The organism is Sphingobium limneticum (assembly GCF_008710165.1).
GTDB classification, from domain to species: Bacteria; Pseudomonadota; Alphaproteobacteria; order Sphingomonadales; family Sphingomonadaceae; genus Sphingobium; species Sphingobium limneticum.
The window spans coordinates 1-18,095 of the sequence record NZ_VYQA01000032.1 but is presented as its reverse complement, the minus strand read 5'-3'; the positions used below and the strand labels follow the sequence as shown (position 1 = coordinate 18,095).

The window sequence follows — 18,095 nt, the reverse complement described above, 5'->3', positions numbered from 1 at the left end:
GAATGCTCCGCTGGTGGCTACGATAAATGGCCCCTCGCCTTAGGTGAGGGGCCAACACTCAAATTTCGGTATTTTCAGCGAGGGCCAGCGCGTCCTCTACGTCGATCCCGAGATAGCGCACCGTATTCTCGCTCTTGCTGTGGCCGAGCAGGATCTGGACTGCCCGTAGATTGCCGGTCGCCCTGTAGATGATCGATGCCTTCGTTCGCCGAAGCGAATGGGTGCCATACTCGCTCCGCATGAGGCCGACCCCTGTCACCCATTCATCGACGAGCCGAGCATACTGGCGAGTGCTGAGATGCCCATTATGATCAACTCGGCTCGGAAACACATAATCGTCCAGCGTGCCGCCCCTTTGTTCGAGCCATGCCAGCAAGCTCGCTCGAGCATCTGGCAGCAGTTCGAACTGAACGGGCCGGCTCGTTTTCTGCTGCATTACGATCGCCCGCATTCGGATTTGCCCTCCGCTGACAAGGTCGCCGATCTTCATCTGCACCAAGTCGCAGCCGCGAAGTTTGCTGTCGATCGCCAGATCGAATAGCGCGCGATCTCGCAGCCGACGGTGCTGATTGAGGTAGAAACGGATTTCCCAAATCTGCTTCGGTTTCAGAGCCCGCTTTGCACCCACGGTCCTTCCGGGTCGCGTCCGTCAACGTGGTGTAAATTCGGGTGTGGCCAGCGGGCTGCATTTTCAGGCGGCCTTGGGTGTAATCTGTAGTGGCTGAACCTCCTCGATTGTTGGTGTGGCAAGGGCGGCCATGCCCTCGATCTGCATGTAGCGGTGCTGGAGTTGGTATTCGTCGTTCTGCTCGAGCAGGACGGCGCCGACGAGGCGGATGATGCTGTCCTCGTTCGGGAAGATGCCGACGACATCGGCCCGTCTCTTCACTTCCTTGTTCAGCCGTTCCAACGGGTTGGTGCTGTGAAGCTTGACGCGGTGCTGCTCGGGGAAGGTCATGTAGGCGAGCACGTCATGCTCGGCATCGTCCATGCAGGCGCCGAGCTTGGGCCAGCGGGCGCGCAACTGATCAGCGACCTGACGCCAGACCTGTGTTGCTGCGGCATGGTCGGGCTGGAGGAAGACCTGGCGGATGGCAGCAGCGACGACCGTGTTCTGGCCCTTGGGCACGTAGGCGAGCGCGTTCCTCATGAAGTGGACGCGGCAGCGCTGCCAGGTGGCGCTGAGCACACGGGTGATCGCCGCCTTGAGGCCTTCGTGGGCGTCGGAGATGACCAGCTTCACGCCGGTCAGGCCGCGGCGGGAGAGGTCCTTGAGAAAGCTCGACCAGAAGGGCTCGGCTTCGGAAGGGCCGATGTGCAGGCCGACGATCTCACGCCTGCCCTCGGTGTTAACGGCCACGGCGATTATCGCGGCGACACTGACGATCCGCCCACTCTCGCGCACCTTGAGGTAAGTGGCATCGAGCCAGAGGTAGGGCCAGTCGCCGGCAAGTGGTCGCTTGAGAAAGGCATGGACGCGCTCATCGATGTCCTTGCACAGCTTCGACACAGAGGACTTGGAGATGCCGGTCATGCCCATTGCCTGCACCAGCTCGTCGACGCGCCGGGTGCTGACCCCGGCGATCCACGCCTCCTGGATGACCGCGACCAACGCCTTCTCGACGGTCTTCCTGGGCTCCAGAAAGCCGGGAAAGTAGGCGCCGGTCCTCAACTTGGGAATTTTCAGGTTGAGCGTGCCGAGCCGGGTATCGAGGCTGCGGTCACGGTAGCCATTGCGCCAGGTCGTGCGCTCGCCGGAGCGTTCGTGCCGGCCAGCGCCGACGAGACCGTCGACATCGGCCTCCATAATGATCTGCAGCACGCTCTCGGCGATCGTGCGCAGGAAATCTCCATCTCCGGTCTTCGCCATCAGTTCAGCAAGCGGTAGTCTGTCGTCGGTCATCGGGATCAACTCCTCGGTGGGCGTGTGAAGTGTGGTAACTCCACCTTACCGATGAGCCCGGTGGCCACCGAGATCGAAATCGCATGGGGTGGGGCATGCCCCACCCCATGCGACAACCTCAATCTACACTGGAAATTACACCACGAGCGCGGACGCTAACCGGAGGCATCGTCGCGGTCGATCACCGCCCAGGGACTGCTGCGCGTCAGTGCGCCCGCCACCTTCGGCGTTCTGCACCTTGCCTCACTCATCCCTGCTTTCTCCGCACGTCATCCCGAGGTGACGATCGAACTGGGCTTCAACGATCGTTACGTCGACCTGCTGGAAGAGCGTTGGGATGTCGCCGTACGGATCGGGCGCCTCGCCAACAGTGCGCTTGTTGCCCGCAAGCTCGTGGCGATGCGCGTCGTGTTGTGTGCCGCCCCCTCTTATTTGGCGAGGAGGGGAACGCCAACTCGCCTGGCCGATCTCGGCGATCACGATTGTCTGGGCCACACCAACGCGTCGCTTGCAGGAACGACATCGTGGGCGTTCGGCAAAGACGGGACGATCAAGGTGCCGATCTCAGGATCGATGTGTTCAGACAATGGCGAGGCCTTGGTTCGCGCTGCCATTGCGGGCCAAGGGCTGGTCTATGGGCCACGCTTTATTGCGGCAGAGGCGCTTCGCGCCGGCCAGTTGAGCGAGCTTGAGCTGGACGAGCCGCCTATGATGCTGGGAGCGGCATATGCCATCACACACCCGACGCGGCGCCCCGCCGCCAAGACGCGGGCGTGGATTGACTTCTTAGCCGAAGCACTCCCCGCTCTTGGCACCGATTGGTGAGATGCCGAGCTGGCAGACGTCCCGAGTTTTCACCCGAGGACCGCGTCTGCTATCTCGAAACATCACGGTCTTTTACGATTGTAGATATCAGTGACCCAGCGAAAGCGACGCCCACAACCGCACATGGCTGGCATCGATAACGCCGAGGCTTGGTCCCTTTCAGTTGGTGCAGCGGGGGCCGCGGGCGCGGCGGACGTTGAGTGAGCGTGAACCGCATCACTGCCAACCCTCGATGACGATCTTGCCGCGTGCGGTAGTGCTCTCAAGCGCCTGGTGCGCGCGCTTGAGGTTCGCGGCGTTGATGGGGTAGAACCGTTCGGTGAGGGTGGTGCGCACCTCGCCGGCGTCCACGAGGCTGGCGATGGCCGACAGGATCTGACCCTGCGTTTCCATATCAGCAGTCTCGAACATGGACCGGGTGAACATAAACTCCCAGTGGGTCGACACCGACTTGCGTTTGAACGGTACGACATCGAGCGTCTTGGGGTCGTCGATGAGCGCAAAACGTCCCTGCGGGGCGATCAGCTCGGCGATCTGCTCGATATGCTCGTCGGTGTGCGTGGCCGAGAAGATGAAAGCCGGCGCGCCGATGCCCAAATCCGCCACTTGCCGAGCCAGCGGCTGGCGATGATCGATGACATGGTGCGCACCGAGCTCACCCACCCAGGCCTGCGTTTCAGGGCGCGAGGCCGTCGCAATGACGATCAGCTCGGGTACTTGGCGAGCAAGCTGGATTGCCATCGAGCCTACCCCGCCGGCACCCCCGACAATCAACAGCGCATGTGCTGCACCGGCTACAGGAGTACGCACGGACAATCGCTCGAAGAGGGCCTCCCACGCGGTGATCGCCGTCAGCGGCAACGCCGCTGCCTCTGCCCAATCGAGGCTGGCCGGCTTCTTCCCGACAATGCGCTCGTCGACCAGGTGCAACTCGGCGTTGGTCCCATCGCGGCCGATGCTGCCCGCGTAGAACACCTCGTCGCCCGGTTCGAAGCCGCGCACTTCAGGGCCAACAGCGCGCACGACACCGGCGGCATCCCAACCCAGGACACGCCAATCACCGTGGATCGAACCCGAGCCAGCGCGCACCTTCGTGTCAACCGGGTTTACCGAGACAGCCTTGACCTCGACGAGGAGATCACGGCCGGTAGCGTTGGGATCGGGAAGTTCGATATCGACGAGAGCTTCCGTGCGATCGATCGTTCCGGGCTGCTGGTAGCCGATTGCGCGCATGATAAATCCTATTGTCAGGGGCTGTATAGCGAACTTTGTCGCATACGGGATACGCACAAGCGACATCGCGGTTCGACATCGTCCTCAGGCTGGCGACGGCGTGGTTGCCGCTGCCGTCTTCCCCGTGAGGTCGGCGATGACCGCGCCGATCAGCGCCCGTAACCAGCGGTGTGCGGGATCATGCCGATAGCGGACGTGCCAAGCCATTTCCACGGGAAAGCTGCCAAGGTCGACCGGAGCCGGCAGGATCTTCAGCCGGGGGTCGTGCATCAGCCGCCTGCAGATGAGCGAGGGCAAGGTGGCGCAATAGTCGGTCACGGCCACCATCTCGGCTACCGCGAAGAAGTTTGTCACGGAGATCGCGACGTCGCGCTTCAGCTGCTGCTGCGCCAGCGCCTGAAACAAACCGGCGCGCATCCGTCCGGGCGGCACGATGTTGACATGCTTCATCGTCTCGAACTGCTCGCGCGTCATGGCATCGCCGACGCCCGGATGGTCGGCGCGGACGGCGCAGGCGAGCCCTTCGTCCATCAGGTGCTGGACGACGAGGTTGTCGGGCGGATCGACGATGCGGCCCAGCACGAGCGCCGTCGTGCCCGACACGACGCCTGTTTCCACAAGATCGTTGCCGAAGGGCGTCAGACGAAGCTTTATGCCGGGGGCGACCTTCTCCAGGCGCGCCACGATAGCGGGGACGAGGACGAACTCGACATAGCCGTTTGGCGCGATCGTGAAGAGCCGTTCGGCCTGTGCGGGGTCGAAGGCCTGCTGACCGAGGACCGCGTCGTCGAGCTGGGCGAGTGCCTCGGCGATCAGCGGTGAGAGTTCTAGCGCGATCGGGGTCGGCTGGATGCCGTAGCGCTCGCGGACGAACAGCTGGTCCTGAAGCATCAGTCGTAGACGCGATAGGGCGTTAGACAGGGCGGGCTGTGTCATGCCCATGCGCTCGGCGGCCCGCGTGACGCTGCGCTCCTCCATCAACGCGACGAAGATCGGCAGCAGGTTCAGATCGTAGCGCATACAGTCATCCTGTTAGCGTTATATCTGAAATCAAAAAGATAAACTTCTAGAATATGTCAACGAGGCCCATTTAGCGTCCATCGGTGATCGACGCCGCGAACATGGAGGTTCAGATGAGCAAGGGTCAGGTTCTCGTTCTTGGATCGAACGCGACGCAGATCGGTCTGCGTGGCGGCGGTACCGCGACGGTCGGTCAGTATCTCAACGAGACGGCGGTCCCCGCGCTGGCTCTGCTCGACGCCGGCTATGATATTGTTCTCGCCACGCCCAATGGGGCCAAGCCGCACATCGACGCCGTCTCCGTTTCGGTTGATCATTTTGGCGGCGATGAGACGGCATTCCAGCGCGCCAAGGACTTTTTTGCCAGCCACCCGGCGATGAACGACGTGCGTACGCTGAAATCGGTCGTCGACGAGGGTCTGGACGGCTTTGCTGGCGTGTTCGTGCCGGGAGGTCACGCGCCCATCGTCGACCTCATGGTGGACCGCGATGCGGGCACGATCCTCCGTCACTTCCACGCAGCGGCCAAGCCGACCGCGCTCCTCTGCCACGGACCGGTGGTCGTTGTCGCCGCGCTCGAGGATGCTCCGGCCTTCCGCAAGGCGCTGGAGGAAGGCGATGACGCCGGGGCGGCCGACCTGGCGCGAGACTGGATCTACGCGGGCTACCGCATGACAGTCTTTTCGGCGAGCGAGGAGAAGATCGCTGAGGAGCAAGTGCTGGAGGGCGAGCTCTACTTCGACATGGAAAAGGCGCTGCGGTCGGCCGGTGGCGACGTCTCTGTCACCGACAGGAACTTCGCTTCGAATGTCGTCGTGGACCGGGAGCTGATCACGGGTCAGAATCCGGCATCGGACCGGGCCATGGCCGACGCGTTGATCGAAGCCCTCGATCGCGCCGCTGCGTAAGTACGAGGATGACCGGCGGGGCGCTCAGGGTGCGCCCTCCCTCGGATATAGCCAAGACAAGGAACGGTGCCATGACCGCCAACGTGAAGATCGTCGCCGTCCTTACCGCCCGTGCGGATACCGTCGACCGCCTGCGCGCTCTGCTCGACGCCATGCTAAAGCCGAGCCGTGCCGAACCGGGCAATTTGCGCTACGATCTCTGGCAGGACCAGAGCGATCCGAACCGTTTCGTGCTCGACGAGCTGTACGCGGACGCGGATGCGGTCGCCGCCCACCGCGAGACGCCCCACTTCCAGAACTATCTCTCTCAGATCGGCGATCTGGCCGAGCGCGCCGCGTTCGTCCTCAACCCCGTCTCGGCGACCTGAGGGTGGTGCCATGGGCAAGCCTGAAGAATGGGTGGGTACGGCGCTGCTGGCACAACCGTTCTACAGAGAGGAGTTGCGGATGATCGGCCTGTTGGCACCTGCACTCCGCGTGGGACTCTTGGGCCTCATTCATCCACGCGGTTACCGCTGAGGCGGAGCCGCGATCCGGCGAAAAATCAACAACTGACTTGAAGGAATACAGTCATGACCCAGGGTATCGAAGGCAAGGTCATTCTCATTACCGGCGGCAGCACCGGCATCGGCGCAGAAACCGCGCGTCTTCTTGCGGAACGCGGCGCGAAGGTGGCCATAGCCGCGCGGCGCAAGGACAGGCTCGACGAGGTCGTCGCGGACATCGCCGCAATTGGCGGCACCGCACGTAGCTACGCGCTCGACGTCACCGACAAGGCGGCGGTCCAGTCCGTCGTTGCCGCAATCATTGCCGACTTCGGCCGCCTCGACGTGCTGATCAACAACGCCGGGCTGATGCCGATCCGTCCGATGGCCGAGGTCAACACCGACGAGTGGGACCAGATGATCGACGTCAATCTGAAGGGTACGCTTTACGGCATCGCGGCGGCCCTTCCCGGCTTTCTCGAGCAGGGCAGCGGCCACATCATCAACCTGAGTTCGGTTGCGGGCATCAAGGTCTTCGCACCGGGCGGCACGGTCTATTCCGGCACCAAGTTCGCCGTCAGCGCGATCAGCGAGGGCTTGCGCCACGAGGTGGGGGAAAAGGTCCGGGTCACGTCAATCGAGCCTGGAGCTGTCGAAAGCGATTTGAAGTTCACGACCTCTGGCGCCGCTGCCGAGACGGTGCTGGACTTCTACAAGCAGGCCATCCCGGCGGCATCGGTGGCGCGTGCTATCGCGTTCGCTGTCGAACAACCTGATGACGTCGACGTCAACGCGATCGTCATCCGGCCGACCGCACAGCAGTTCTGATTTCCACGAGGAGGCGGGCCGCGTGTGCTCCGCCTCATGGGGAACGTACCGGCCCGCTCGTGCGTTACTTTGCCGAATAATATCTGTCCGTTTCACTTGAGGAGTCATCTATGCCCAAACTTGCCCTTTATGTACCACTGAAGGCCAAGCCCGGGAAAGAGCGCGATGTCGCCAATTTCCTGACCTCGGCATTGCCGCTCGTTCAAGCCGAGCCGGGCACTCTGACCTGGTATGCGATCGAGGAAGGTCCCGGTGCGTACGCGATCTTCGATACGTTCGACACAGAGGAGGATCGGCAGGCCCATCTTGACGGCAAGGTTGCCGCCGCACTGATGGACAAGGCAGAAGAACTGTTTTCTGAACCGCCGCAGATTCACAAGTTCACCCTGCTGGCCGCGAAATAGCGGAGCGGTCGGCACCCTAAGCTGCCGTTTGACTGCAAGGTAAGGCTCGTGTTTCCATCCGCAGTGGATGGCCCGGCCGTATCGGGAAATGAATAAATGAATACGACAGGTCATCCGCGCTAGTGGATGACCTTGTCTTCTGCGCTTATCACATCTCTGAATTTACTGATAAGGCGCCGTTGATGTGTCGCGACGTGACGGCACCATTGGGCTGCGGCTGATTCCTGAGCACATCAATTCGGCGCGTTATTCGGTCGTCTGGCCCAGTCATTCAGAAAGCCGCCGTGAATCGCTCCCAGGATGGCCCAACGCGAAGGAACCTCTCTGTTGGCGGAAGGTTGAGTAAACTGCGATCACTTGAAAGGTGCCATGTCCTCTGCCGTTGCGATGAACAGGATCATGACCACGCTCTCGATCTGATGACGCGTTGAGAAGAGCCGCGAAAGGAAAAGATCCGTGAAAGCTGTCGTGTACAACGGGCCCAAAGATGTTTCTGTCAAGACAATCGATGATCCCAAGATCGAAAAGCAGACCGATGTTATCATCCGGCTGACCACGACCAATATCTGCGGGTCGGACCTTCACATGTATGAAGGCCGTACAAGTTTCGAGAAAGGCAAGGTCTTCGGTCACGAAAACCTTGGCGAGGTCATCGAAGTCGGCTCTGCCGTAGATCGCATCAAGAAGGGCGATCGCGTGTGCATGCCGTTCAATGTCGGTTGCGGTTTTTGCGAAAATTGCGAACGCGGTTTGACGGGTTTTTGCCTCACGACCAACCCTGGAACCGCCGGCGCAGCGTATGGCTTCGCCGAGATGGGTCCGTGGCAAGGTGGTCAGGCCGAGCTGATGCGCGTTCCTTATGCGGACTTCAATTGTCTGAAGCTGCCCGAGGACGCCGAGGAGAAAGAGGATGACTATGTCATGCTCTCCGACATCTTCCCGACGGGTTGGCATGGCGTCGAACTGTCAGGCTTCCTGCCTGGCGAAAGCATCGCGATCTACGGCGCCGGCCCGGTCGGTTTGATGGCCGCGCACTCAGCCGAAATCCGCGGTGCCTCTCAGATCTTCGTGGTCGATTCTCACGATGACCGCCTGAAACTGGCCGAGGCGATGGGCGCTATTCCGATCGACATGCGCAAGGGCGATCCCGCCCAGCAGATCCTTGACGCGACCGGCGGCCTCGGGACCGACCGGGGGGTCGAGGCGGTCGGGTATCAGTGTTGCGATCGCCACGGCAAGGAGCGCAGCAATTACACGATGAACTGCCTCGTCAAAAGCACGAAGGCCACCGGCGGAATCGGCGTCGTCGGCGTGTTCATTCCGGAAGACCCGAACGCGCCCGACGATCTCCAGAAGGAAGGCAAGATGGCGTTCGACTTCGGCAACTTTTGGTTCAAGGGCCAGAAGATCGGCACCGGCCAGTGCAATGTAAAGCACTACAACCGGCGACTGATGAAGCTTATCGAGCAAGGCCGGGCCAATCCTGCCCAAATCATCTCGCACCGACTGCCGCTTGATCAAGCACCAGACGCCTACAAGCATTTCGACGGGCGCGATGCTGGTTGGACGAAGGTCGTGCTCAAGCCGGGCACCTGAGCTTGGTCTTCGACGGAACAGGAAACAGATTATGACTTTAGAAGGCAAATCAGTTGCCATTCTGATCGCACCCCGCGGGACGGAAGAACCAGAATTCTCGAAGCCCAAGCAAGCTGTCGAGGACGCGGGTGGCAAAGTGACCGTGGTCAGTTCTGAACCGGGCAAGGCTCGCACAGTCAATAGCGATCTTGACGAGGGCGGCAGCTATACGATCGACAAGACGTTTTCCGAGGTGAAAGCCGACGACTTCGACGGACTTGTTGTGCCCGGAGGGACTGTCGGTGCCGACAAGCTGCGCGGCAGCGTCGAGGCAATTGGTTTCATCCGGGCTTTCTTCGATCAGAAGAAACCTGTTGCGGCTATATGCCATGCACCCTGGACATTGATCGAGGCGGGCGTGCTTGAGGGTCGCACCTTGACGTCCTACCCGACGCTGAAGGTCGATATCGAGAACGCCGGCGGTACATGGACCAATGAGGAAGTCGTGGTCGACAACGGCCTCGTTACCAGCCGCGATCCCAATGATTTGCCCGCCTTCTGTGCCAAACTCATCGAGGAAATCGCAGAAGGTGCGGGCGCATCGCTCGCAGCAGGGAATTAAGACGGGGTCGTTTCGACGAACCTTGTGAGGGCTCTTTCCCCGGAGAAGGTCCGCACAAAGCGAGCGTGGCGGATGGCCAGCGATTGGCCGTCCGCCACGCCGCGTATCACACGAACACGGCGCACCTGACGGGCACTCAAACCCTAGGGTCAGGACCCATTGATATAACCGGCTCGATCTGATCAATGGGTCCTGACCCTAGGTTGGCGATGGCATAAAATGAAGCCATAGGACTTGGAGCTACGGTTCCTAAAGAGATAGTTCCGACATCACATGCTCTTGCATTTATTAGACGATCGGTCTATTAAATCAACATGGATGTTGCCAATGTTCCCCGTCGCCGTGGACGACCCCCGAAAGCTGCGGCAGGTTTTAGCGAAACCCGCGCGTCGTTGGTGCGTGCAGGGCTGGTCAGGCTGACCGAGAAAGGCTTCACCGCCACTGGGCTGGACGAGATCCTGAAGGTGGCCGGTGTACCCAAGGGCTCATTCTATCATTATTTCGATAGCAAGGGGGCCTTTGGCACAGAGCTCATCGACCGATATGGGGCGTATTTCGCCGGCAAGCTGGAACGGTTCTTCAACGATCATTCCCGTTCCCCATTGGCGCGGATTGAAGCCTTCATAGCCGATGCGGAAGCGGCCATGGAACGCTTTGCCTATTCGCGCGGTTGCCTTGTCGGCAATCTCGGACAGGAGATGGGGGCGCTGCCCGAACCCTTCCGCCAGCAACTCTGCGACGTTTTCGCCGACTGGCAGCATCGCACAGCCGGGTGCCTGCGGGCCGCGCAAGCCGCAGGCGAAATCGGCTCTCTTCACAATGCCGATAACCTTGCCGCGTTCTTCTGGATCGGTTGGGAAGGCGCTGTGCTGCGAGCCAAACTCGAACGCAGCGGCAGCCCGCTTCAAACATTCGCAGAGGGGTTTTTCACAATGATCCGAACCTGACCCCCTTTTTTGAATAATACTAGTCGATCGGTCTAATTATTAGGAAGGAACCCAACCATGAGCATATTTCGTGCGGTCGTGATTGAGAAGAACGACACGGGCCAGACCGTCACGCTGAAAGATTTCAGCGAAGCCGACCTGATGGAGGGTGATGTCACTCTCCGAGTGACGCATTCGACGGTAAACTACAAGGACGGCCTTGCCTTGACCGGAAAGAGCCCGGTCGTGCGGCGCTTTCCCATGATCCCCGGCATCGACTGCGCCGGGGTGGTCGAGATATCCAGCAATCCCGACTTCCGGGCCGGAGATCGCGTTATCCTCAACGGTTGGGGCACGGGGGAAACGCATCTGGGCGCCTATGCGGAAAAGAGCCGCGTGAAAGGCGATTGGCTGGTGCCGCTACCGGACGGCCTGACGCCTGCCGAAGCGATGGCGATCGGCACCGCGGGCTATACCGCCATGCTCAGCGTGCTTGCCCTTGAGAAACATGGACTGAAGCCGACTGACGGGCCTGTCGTCGTCACAGGTGCGGCCGGTGGCGTCGGCTCGGTCGCGATTGCCCTGCTCGCCAAGGCTGGATGGCACGTAATCGCGTCGACGGGCCGGGCCAAAGAGGCGGACTATCTCAAAAGCCTCGGCGCGACCGAGATCATCGATCGCAACGAACTCTCTGGCGCCGGGCGGCCACTGGGCAAGGAGCGCTGGATCGCCGGCGTCGATTGTGTGGGATCGCATACTCTGGCCAATGTCCTGTCGATGACCAGATATGGCGGTGCCGTCACCGCATGCGGCCTCGCGCAGGGGATGGATCTCTCTGCCTCGGTGGCGCCCTTCATCCTGCGCGGTGTCTCGCTGCTCGGCATCGATTCCGTCATGTGCCCGAAGCCGCGTCGCGTTGAAGCCTGGGCACGCCTTGCGACCGACCTCGATCGCGGCAAACTTGCCGGGATCACCTCGACCATCCGTCTGGAAGATACCATCGCGGCCGGAGCCGACATTCTCGCGGGGAAGGTGCGCGGGCGTCTGGTCGTTGAGATCGATCGGAACTGATCAGATGGGGATGGAGCGGCGCCGGAGCGCGCCGCTCAGATCAGGTCGCGCAGTTCCTTCAGGAGGGCCGCGATATTCTCCTCGTGGCGCTTGTAATAGGTCCAAGGTCCGATGCGCTGCGAGGTCACCAGCTTGGCGCGCTGCAAAGCGGTCAGGTACAGAGAAACGGTGGACTGGGACAGGCCAGCCTGTTCCTGAATGATGCTCACGCAGACGCCAATCTGCTCAGGATCAACGTCCTGTTCAGGGTAACTTTTTCGCGGGTCCTTGAGCTTCGCCAGGATTGCGAGCCGGGCGGGATTGTCCAAGGCCTTGAGTGCTTCACTGATATCGATGCTCATGTTCGTTTATATAATTATATTTTGCAATATTGCAATATCTCACTAGCCATCCGGGCTCTGATGCCGCCAGGGTGCTGGAGTGGCAAGCGTTTCGGTTTCTGGCTTTGCCGAATGGCCGCGTTGAAGGCGACTAATGGACATATTCGTGTCGCGCCAGTCGACATCGATGATCCCGTTCGATTACCGCCGCTGTCGAGGGCTGCACGATCATCGTCAATGCCGTGCGCCTGCGTGGCGAAATTGAGCCGAGTGCGGTCCTCGATTTCCACGAGCGTATCATGAAGTCCGTGGCGGACCTTGGGCAGGAGCTTTCGATCCAGGTCGTCATCGTCGGTGGGGCCGGCACGGTGCGATTGCCGGACGGCCGCCGCTTCTGGCAATCTCCATCCTTTCCGCCGGTCACCCTTCCGCGCGGCCGTGCCCACGTCCTGTTGCGCGATCACCTGGAGGAGCGTGAGCACGCCTATGGATGGGCGTATCTGGTGCGGCCTCCGCGCTTCGATCCCGAGGGGCCACGCACCGGCCATATCGCCCGCTGGCCCGCACAGTTTGATGAATCAGATTTCCTGCGATCCTCGCCCAGCTACGCGGATTTTGCGCAGGCCGTGCGGCAAGCCGCACTGACGCCATGGCAAGGCGTCTGTCTGGTGGGTCGGAACGACACCGGGCAGCCGGCTTGAAGTCTCATTTCAAAACACGACCCAGGCAATGAAAGTCAGGGTCATTCCCTCGCAGCAACGCATTGCGTCCCGATCCGACGACATGGCGGCCCTCCGCGGTCGGCTGCCCCGATCTTCGAACGTGGCAATGATTGAGGGGGCACTGAAGGCTTGTCGCTCGGGACAAGAATGCTGGACGGTCGGTCGGGAGGATAATTTGCCTATGATATTCAGATGCTTACGCGGATTTCTGAGTACGGCGAGGCTCTCAACAGACCCTGCATCGCAATATCGCAACATCGCGATATTGACATTCCTCGATATAACTCTACTTTGTCAGCATCACTTCCGCACCAAAGGAGATGCACAGTGCTGATGCTAAACAAAACCGCAGCGACCTACGCTCCCGATGATAGCTATGGTCATTTCATCGACAACCAATGGGTCGATGGCGAAAATGGGGAGACGATCGAGAGTATCAATCCCGCCAATGGCGCCTATCTGACGCGCACCCCGAACGGCACGGCCGCCGATGTCGATCGCGCCGTCCAGGCCGCTGCCCGCGCCTTCCAGACCTGGCGCAAGACCTCGGTGACCGATCGAGCGAATGCGCTCCTCAAGATCGCCGATCTGTTCGAGGCCGATGCCGAACGCTTCGTCGTTCTCGAGAGCATGGATGTCGGCAAGCCCGTCCGCGAAGCCCGGCTCGACGTGTCGCTCGCGATCGACCATTTCCGCTATTTCGCCGGCGTGATCCGCAGCCATTCGGACGAAGTGGCGATGATCGATGAGCAGACGATGAGTCTGACGATCAACGAACCGATCGGCGTCGTCGGGCAGGTCATTCCCTGGAACTTCCCCCTGTTGATGGCGGCCTGGAAGATCGCGCCGGCGATCGCGACGGGCAACACGGTGGTCATCAAGCCGTCCGAGATGACGCCGGTCACGATCCTCGAACTCGCCAACATCTTCGCCCAGGTGCTGCCGGCCGGCGTGGTCAACATTGTCTCGGGCACTGGTGCCGTGGCCGGGCAAGCGATCCTCGACCATCCTCAGGTCGCCAAGCTGGCCTTCACCGGCTCGACCCGCGTCGGTGGGATTGTGGCGGAAGCCGCCGCCAAAAAGCTCATCCCCGCGACGCTCGAATTGGGCGGCAAGTCCGCCAACATCGTCTTCCCCGATGCCAATTGGGATCGCGCGGTGGAGGCTGCCGCCCTGGGCATCCTCTGGAACCAGGGTGAGGTCTGCGAGTCCGGCGCCCGGCTGTTCGTCCATGAATCGATCTATGATCGCTTCGTCGATGAACTGAAGGAGCGGTTCGAGAAGGTCCGCGTCGGCGATCCGCTTGATGAGAACACCCAGATGGGCGCGCAGGTTAGCCAGACCCAGACCGACCGCATCATGGGCTATATCAAGCTCGCCACCGAAGAAGGCGCGCGCATCCTGACCGGCGGCAACCGTCTGACCGGCAGCGGCTATGACGCCGGTTTCTTCATCCAGCCGACGATCATCGTCGATGTCCGCAACGACATGCGCGTCGCCCAGGAGGAGATATTTGGCCCGGTGGTCGTCGTGCTGCCGTTCAAGGACGAGGATGAGGTCATCGCGCTGGCCAATGCGTCGGACTATGGCCTGGCCGGCGGCGTCTGGACCCAGGACATCAACCGGGCGATCCGGGTGGCGCGCGCGGTAGAGACGGGCCGCATGTGGGTCAACACCTATCATGAACTTCCGGCGCATGCCCCGTTCGGCGGCTACAAGAAGTCGGGCATCGGCCGTGAGACCCACAAGTCCATGCTGGACGCCTACAGCCAGAAGAAGAACATCATTGTGAGCCTCAACGAGGCGCCCTTCGGACTGTACTGAAATCCAGTGGTTGCAAGCATTTTACTGCCTTGTGCGATCTATAAATCGCGATATTTAGGAGTAATGAAATGAAGAACTCGGTTCTTTTCGACAGCGTTGGATTAGGTCCGTACACCCTGCGCAACCGGATCGTCCTCCCGCCGCTCACGCGTTCGCGCAGCTCGCAGCCGGGAAATATCCCCAACGACCTCATGGCCGCCTATTACCGTCAGCGCACCGGCGCCGGGTTCATGGTGACCGAAGGTACGCAGATCGAGCCTCGCGGCCAGGGCTATGCCTGGACGCCGGGCATCCACAGCCCGGAACAGATCGCGGGATGGCGCAAGGTGACCGACACGGTGCATGCCGAAGGCGGGATTATTTTCCTCCAGCTTTGGCATGTAGGCCGTGTTTCCCATACCTCGCTGCAACCCGGGGGAGCAGCGCCTGTCGCGCCGTCGGCGATCGCCGCGAACGCCGTCAAGGTGTTCATTGAAACTGGCCCCGGTGAGGGCGCATTGGCAGAGCCGTCAATTCCTCGCGCGCTGACCACCGCAGAGGTCAAGGAGCTGGTGCAGCTCTATGCGCAGGCGGCACGCAATGCGCTCGAAGCCGGTTTCGATGGCGTCGAGATCCACTGCGCGAACGGCTATCTGGTGAACCAGTTCATATCCGCCCACACCAACCGGCGCGACGACGAATATGGCGGTTCCCTGGAGAACCGCCTGAGGTTCCTGCGTGAAGTGACGCAGGCGGTCGCCGATGTCGTCGGCAAGGATCGGGTAGGGGTGCGATTTGCGCCGTTGTTCGCGACCACCCAAGAGGATCGCGTCTATCTCGGCCTCGTCGAGGACGATCCCCACGCGACCTATATCGAAGCCATCAAGGTTCTCGAAGACATCGGGATCGCCTACGTCTCGCTCGCCGAAGCTGACTGGGACAATGCGCCTGAACTGCCTGAGACATTTCGCGAGGATGTGCGGAAGAATTTTAGCGGCAGGGTGCTCTATGCCGGAAAATATACCGCAGAGCGCGGCGTGCGAGTGATCGAGTCTGGCTGGGGCGACCTGATTGCATTCGGCCGTCCCTTCATCGCGAACCCTGATCTGCCCAAGCGCATCGCCAACAGCTGGCCGCTGACCCCGGTAGATCCGGCAACCATGTATGGCGGCACCGACAAGGGCTACACCGACTATCGCACCTACCAGTCGTGAGCTTGCGAGCCGCGTCCGGACCTCTGGACGCGGCTCGCGCTTCCGCCTGCGGCCGCCGGGAACAAGATGGCGCGTACCGATGAATACGAACGTCAGCGATACCCTGAAGGCTCTGGATAACCCGACCCGCCTCGCAATCCTCGGCTGGTTGAAGAACCCTCGCGAGAATTTTCCGGGGCAGGAAGTCGATCCCGAACAGGTCGGTGTTTGCGTGAGCGCCATCCAGGAACGGGTCGGCCTCTCCCAGTCGACGGTGTCCCTGTATCTGGCGTCGTTGCAGCGCGCCCGACTGGTCACATCAAAGCGTGTCGGTCCCTGGACCTATTACAAGCGCCATGAGGAAAACATCTCGACCTACCTAGAAAACCTTGAAGCCCTGATTTGACGATGCGCGTGCCGGAGAAGCTAACCATCAAGGAAATAAAGATGTATCAGCCCAATACTATTCCCTACCAGCAGCATCGCGGGTTCCGCTACACCTTCAAGGCTGGCCATCTTAGCCTAGGGCTATTCTTCCCTATTGAGGCGTTCCAGGGCGATGCTCCGGCCATGCTCAGCCAGGTCGAGCTGGCCAATTGCGCGGAAGAGCTTGGCTTCTCCACGCTCTGGTTCCGGGACGTACCCTTGCGCGATCCGAGTTTCGGCGACGTGGGACAGGTCTTCGATCCGTGGGTCTATCTCGGCTTCATCGCTGCCCGGACCTCAAGGATCGCACTCGGGACCGCATCGATCGCGATCCCGCTGCGCCATCCGCTTCATACGGCCAAAGCCGCCGCGAGCGTAGACCGGCTGAGTGATGGTCGCCTGCTCCTGGGAGTCGCCACAGGCGATCGCCCGGTGGAATTTCCCGCCTTCGGCGTAGACCCGGACCAGCGGGGCGACGTCTTCCGTGAAAATCTCGACATTATCCGCCGAGTGCAGAGCACCAGCTTCGAGCCGTTACAGTGGAGCCGTGGCCTGCTGGCAGGCGCCGACCTGATCCCGAAGCCTACCACGAACGAAATCCCCTTCTTCGTGACGGGGAACAGCCGCCAATCCCTGGACTGGATCGCGCGGGAGAGCAGCGGATGGATGACTTACCCGCGGCCGCCCCAGGCACAGCAACTGTTCGTGCAGAATTGGCGGGAGTCGGTCAAGGCGCAGGTCGGCGAGACCTACAAGCCGTTTTTTCAGTCGCTCTATATCGATCTCGACGCACATCCGGCCACGCCCCCGTCACCGATCCACCTGGGCTTCAGGCTGGGACGCGACCATCTGCTGACGCTTCTGGAAACGCTGGAAACGATTGGCGTCGATCACATCATCCTCAACCTCAAATATGGCCGCCGCCCCGCCCCCGAGGTGGTCGAGGAGCTTGGCACCTACGTCGTGCCCCGTTTCAACGCGCATCTTTAAATCATGGCGCCACGACAGCCGCCTTGCCTGATGACGCAAACGCCCGTCGTCACCAAGGTGCGGCAAGTTCATAATGGGATAGGTATGCGACGACATAGAATGAACAGGCAGAATGAAGCAGTAACAACATTCCCTAGATTTCTAAGTGGCCGATTTCCGATGACGGCTCTCATTCAAGTCTTAGCCGTTGCGAAGCATTTAAGCTTTCATCGGGCTGCCAGAGTGCTTGGCGTCAGCCAATCTAGCGTCAGTTCGAGGGTCAAAGCGCTGGAGGACGAGCTTGGTATCGTGCTTTTCGACCGCAACACGCGCGGAGTTCGTGTAACCGCGGCAGGACGCCGCTTTTTGGATCAGGTGCATGAAGCCCTGGGAATTCTGGACCACGCCGTCAAGATGGCGCGGACGCAAGCGCGCGGCGAAGAGGGAGAACTTAGAATCGGTGTTCATGCCCTATGTCAACGGCGGATCAAAAGTCGGCCATTCGGCGGCGTAAAACCAGGCCACGGTGTTACATGCCGGGGGGAGTGGCGTGAGGGCGTAGCCCGAAGGCCACTCCCCCCGGCATTGGCGTAATTTTCAGGGTCTGGTTTTGGCCTTTCGGGCCCGGCTGTGAGCGAGGCGATAGCTTTCGCCGTTCATCTCGAGGATGCTGACGTGATGGGTCAGACGATCGAGGAGCGCGCCTGTGAGGCACTCGGATCCGAAGGTTTCGGTCCATTCGTCGAAGGGCAGGTTGCTGGTGATCAAGGTGGAGCCGCGCTCATAGCGCTGGGAGATCAGCTCGAACAACAGTTCGGCACCGGTCTTGGAGAGCGGTACGAAGCCCAGTTCGTCAATGATG

The 18,095-nt window shown here is 61.1% G+C and carries 21 protein-coding genes and 1 pseudogene; 16 read left to right on the top strand and 6 right to left on the bottom strand.

Annotated features, from left to right (window positions below; genetic code table 11):
* Positions 1-58 precede the first annotated feature (58 nt).
* Complete coding sequence (locus F4U95_RS22940; protein WP_120252761.1) at positions 59-628, bottom strand: tyrosine-type recombinase/integrase; 570 nt, start codon at positions 626-628, stop codon at positions 59-61.
* Positions 629-691: 63 nt separating this feature from the next.
* Positions 692-1,903, bottom strand: coding sequence for an IS256 family transposase (locus F4U95_RS22935; protein WP_120252762.1), 1,212 nt, complete (start codon positions 1,901-1,903; stop codon positions 692-694).
* 180 nt (positions 1,904-2,083) lie between these two features.
* On the opposite strand from F4U95_RS22935, the gene F4U95_RS22930 reads away from it, so the two are divergent.
* Positions 2,084-2,728, top strand: a complete 645-nt coding sequence (locus F4U95_RS22930; RefSeq protein WP_120252763.1) for a substrate binding domain-containing protein — start codon at positions 2,084-2,086, stop codon at positions 2,726-2,728.
* A gap of 216 nt (positions 2,729-2,944) precedes the next feature.
* Here the strand turns inward: F4U95_RS22930 and F4U95_RS22925 are convergent, their stop codons facing one another.
* The gene (locus F4U95_RS22925; RefSeq protein ID WP_120252764.1) at positions 2,945-3,961 is read right to left on the bottom strand and encodes a zinc-binding alcohol dehydrogenase family protein; all 1,017 of its coding nucleotides are present in this window, start codon (positions 3,959-3,961) and stop codon (positions 2,945-2,947) included.
* Positions 3,962-4,045: 84 nt separating this feature from the next.
* Positions 4,046-4,981: a LysR family transcriptional regulator gene (locus F4U95_RS22920; RefSeq protein ID WP_120252765.1), complete on the bottom strand. Its 936-nt coding sequence runs from the start codon at positions 4,979-4,981 to the stop codon at positions 4,046-4,048.
* Positions 4,982-5,064: 83 nt separating this feature from the next.
* Between F4U95_RS22920 and F4U95_RS22915 the strand changes: the two genes are divergently transcribed.
* From F4U95_RS22915 to acuI, 9 genes are all read left to right on the top strand, one after another.
* A complete protein-coding gene (locus F4U95_RS22915) occupies positions 5,065-5,889 on the top strand; it encodes a type 1 glutamine amidotransferase domain-containing protein (RefSeq protein ID WP_232016565.1) in 825 nt (274 codons plus the stop codon).
* A 71-nt stretch (positions 5,890-5,960) separates the two neighbouring features.
* Positions 5,961-6,257: a putative quinol monooxygenase gene (locus tag F4U95_RS22910; protein ID WP_064311494.1), complete on the top strand. Its 297-nt coding sequence runs from the start codon at positions 5,961-5,963 to the stop codon at positions 6,255-6,257.
* Positions 6,258-6,267: 10 nt separating this feature from the next.
* Positions 6,268-6,408, top strand: a complete 141-nt coding sequence (locus F4U95_RS24695; protein WP_157105557.1) for a hypothetical protein — start codon at positions 6,268-6,270, stop codon at positions 6,406-6,408.
* A 53-nt stretch (positions 6,409-6,461) separates the two neighbouring features.
* On the top strand, positions 6,462-7,202 hold the full coding sequence (locus F4U95_RS22905; RefSeq protein ID WP_120252766.1) for an SDR family oxidoreductase: 741 nt from the start codon (positions 6,462-6,464) through the stop codon (positions 7,200-7,202).
* A 110-nt stretch (positions 7,203-7,312) separates the two neighbouring features.
* Complete coding sequence (locus tag F4U95_RS22900) at positions 7,313-7,606, top strand: putative quinol monooxygenase (RefSeq protein WP_014132969.1); 294 nt, start codon at positions 7,313-7,315, stop codon at positions 7,604-7,606.
* Between the two features lie 456 nt (positions 7,607-8,062).
* Positions 8,063-9,202: a glutathione-independent formaldehyde dehydrogenase gene (locus tag F4U95_RS22895; RefSeq protein WP_120252767.1), complete on the top strand. Its 1,140-nt coding sequence runs from the start codon at positions 8,063-8,065 to the stop codon at positions 9,200-9,202.
* Positions 9,203-9,233: 31 nt separating this feature from the next.
* Positions 9,234-9,803: a type 1 glutamine amidotransferase domain-containing protein gene (locus tag F4U95_RS22890; RefSeq protein ID WP_120252768.1), complete on the top strand. Its 570-nt coding sequence runs from the start codon at positions 9,234-9,236 to the stop codon at positions 9,801-9,803.
* Positions 9,804-10,117: 314 nt separating this feature from the next.
* Positions 10,118-10,750 carry an acrylate utilization transcriptional regulator AcuR gene (acuR, locus tag F4U95_RS22885; RefSeq protein ID WP_120252769.1) on the top strand — a complete coding sequence of 211 codons (633 nt, stop codon included), beginning with the start codon at positions 10,118-10,120 and terminating at the stop codon, positions 10,748-10,750.
* Positions 10,751-10,807: 57 nt separating this feature from the next.
* Positions 10,808-11,800 carry an acrylyl-CoA reductase (NADPH) gene (gene acuI / locus F4U95_RS22880; RefSeq protein ID WP_120252770.1) on the top strand — a complete coding sequence of 331 codons (993 nt, stop codon included), beginning with the start codon at positions 10,808-10,810 and terminating at the stop codon, positions 11,798-11,800.
* Positions 11,801-11,835: 35 nt separating this feature from the next.
* On the opposite strand, the gene F4U95_RS22875 is transcribed toward acuI, so the two are convergent.
* Positions 11,836-12,141 (bottom strand): ArsR/SmtB family transcription factor, encoded by a 306-nt coding sequence (locus F4U95_RS22875; RefSeq protein ID WP_120252771.1) that lies wholly within the window; start codon positions 12,139-12,141, stop codon positions 11,836-11,838.
* Positions 12,142-12,419: 278 nt separating this feature from the next.
* Between F4U95_RS22875 and F4U95_RS22870 the strand changes: the two genes are divergently transcribed.
* The 6 genes from F4U95_RS22870 (at position 12,420) to F4U95_RS22845 (ending at position 17,827) form a co-directional block, all read left to right on the top strand.
* Positions 12,420-12,821: an NAD(P)-dependent oxidoreductase gene (locus tag F4U95_RS22870; RefSeq protein ID WP_145986285.1), complete on the top strand. Its 402-nt coding sequence runs from the start codon at positions 12,420-12,422 to the stop codon at positions 12,819-12,821.
* Between the two features lie 354 nt (positions 12,822-13,175).
* A complete protein-coding gene (locus F4U95_RS22865) occupies positions 13,176-14,666 on the top strand; it encodes an aldehyde dehydrogenase family protein (RefSeq protein WP_120252773.1) in 1,491 nt (496 codons plus the stop codon).
* A gap of 68 nt (positions 14,667-14,734) precedes the next feature.
* Positions 14,735-15,859, top strand: a complete 1,125-nt coding sequence (locus F4U95_RS22860) for an alkene reductase (protein WP_120252774.1) — start codon at positions 14,735-14,737, stop codon at positions 15,857-15,859.
* A gap of 79 nt (positions 15,860-15,938) precedes the next feature.
* Entirely contained in the window at positions 15,939-16,244 is a 306-nt protein-coding gene (locus F4U95_RS22855) for an ArsR/SmtB family transcription factor (protein WP_120252775.1), read from the top strand.
* A 2-nt stretch (positions 16,245-16,246) separates the two neighbouring features.
* Complete coding sequence (locus F4U95_RS22850) at positions 16,247-17,254, top strand: LLM class oxidoreductase (protein ID WP_003606532.1); 1,008 nt, start codon at positions 16,247-16,249, stop codon at positions 17,252-17,254.
* A gap of 3 nt (positions 17,255-17,257) precedes the next feature.
* On the top strand, positions 17,258-17,827 hold the full coding sequence (locus F4U95_RS22845; protein ID WP_343032351.1) for a LysR family transcriptional regulator: 570 nt from the start codon (positions 17,258-17,260) through the stop codon (positions 17,825-17,827).
* A gap of 3 nt (positions 17,828-17,830) precedes the next feature.
* Here the strand turns inward: F4U95_RS22845 and istB are convergent.
* Positions 17,831-18,095 (bottom strand): annotated as a pseudogene (istB, locus tag F4U95_RS22840) (IS21-like element ISSsp5 family helper ATPase IstB); the annotation flags it as partial.

What these genes read in the sequence shown, in the direction of transcription:
- F4U95_RS22935 (WP_120252762.1), bottom strand. Translation starts at nt 1,903, where the DNA reads ATGACCGACGACAGACTACCGCTTGCTGAACTGATGGCGAAGACCGGA.
- F4U95_RS22845 (WP_343032351.1), top strand. Translation starts at nt 17,258, where the DNA reads ATGGCGCCACGACAGCCGCCTTGCCTGATGACGCAAACGCCCGTCGTC.
- F4U95_RS22875 (WP_120252771.1), bottom strand. Translation starts at nt 12,141, where the DNA reads ATGAGCATCGATATCAGTGAAGCACTCAAGGCCTTGGACAATCCCGCC.
- F4U95_RS24695 (WP_157105557.1), top strand. Translation starts at nt 6,268, where the DNA reads ATGGGCAAGCCTGAAGAATGGGTGGGTACGGCGCTGCTGGCACAACCG.
- F4U95_RS22860 (WP_120252774.1), top strand. Translation starts at nt 14,735, where the DNA reads ATGAAGAACTCGGTTCTTTTCGACAGCGTTGGATTAGGTCCGTACACC.
- acuI (WP_120252770.1), top strand. Translation starts at nt 10,808, where the DNA reads ATGAGCATATTTCGTGCGGTCGTGATTGAGAAGAACGACACGGGCCAG.
- F4U95_RS22870 (WP_145986285.1), top strand. Translation starts at nt 12,420, where the DNA reads ATGAAGTCCGTGGCGGACCTTGGGCAGGAGCTTTCGATCCAGGTCGTC.
- F4U95_RS22910 (WP_064311494.1), top strand. Translation starts at nt 5,961, where the DNA reads ATGACCGCCAACGTGAAGATCGTCGCCGTCCTTACCGCCCGTGCGGAT.
- F4U95_RS22855 (WP_120252775.1), top strand. Translation starts at nt 15,939, where the DNA reads ATGAATACGAACGTCAGCGATACCCTGAAGGCTCTGGATAACCCGACC.
- F4U95_RS22865 (WP_120252773.1), top strand. Translation starts at nt 13,176, where the DNA reads ATGCTAAACAAAACCGCAGCGACCTACGCTCCCGATGATAGCTATGGT.
- F4U95_RS22905 (WP_120252766.1), top strand. Translation starts at nt 6,462, where the DNA reads ATGACCCAGGGTATCGAAGGCAAGGTCATTCTCATTACCGGCGGCAGC.
- acuR (WP_120252769.1), top strand. Translation starts at nt 10,118, where the DNA reads ATGGATGTTGCCAATGTTCCCCGTCGCCGTGGACGACCCCCGAAAGCT.
- F4U95_RS22890 (WP_120252768.1), top strand. Translation starts at nt 9,234, where the DNA reads ATGACTTTAGAAGGCAAATCAGTTGCCATTCTGATCGCACCCCGCGGG.
- F4U95_RS22850 (WP_003606532.1), top strand. Translation starts at nt 16,247, where the DNA reads ATGCGCGTGCCGGAGAAGCTAACCATCAAGGAAATAAAGATGTATCAG.
- F4U95_RS22925 (WP_120252764.1), bottom strand. Translation starts at nt 3,961, where the DNA reads ATGCGCGCAATCGGCTACCAGCAGCCCGGAACGATCGATCGCACGGAA.
- F4U95_RS22900 (WP_014132969.1), top strand. Translation starts at nt 7,313, where the DNA reads ATGCCCAAACTTGCCCTTTATGTACCACTGAAGGCCAAGCCCGGGAAA.
- F4U95_RS22920 (WP_120252765.1), bottom strand. Translation starts at nt 4,981, where the DNA reads ATGCGCTACGATCTGAACCTGCTGCCGATCTTCGTCGCGTTGATGGAG.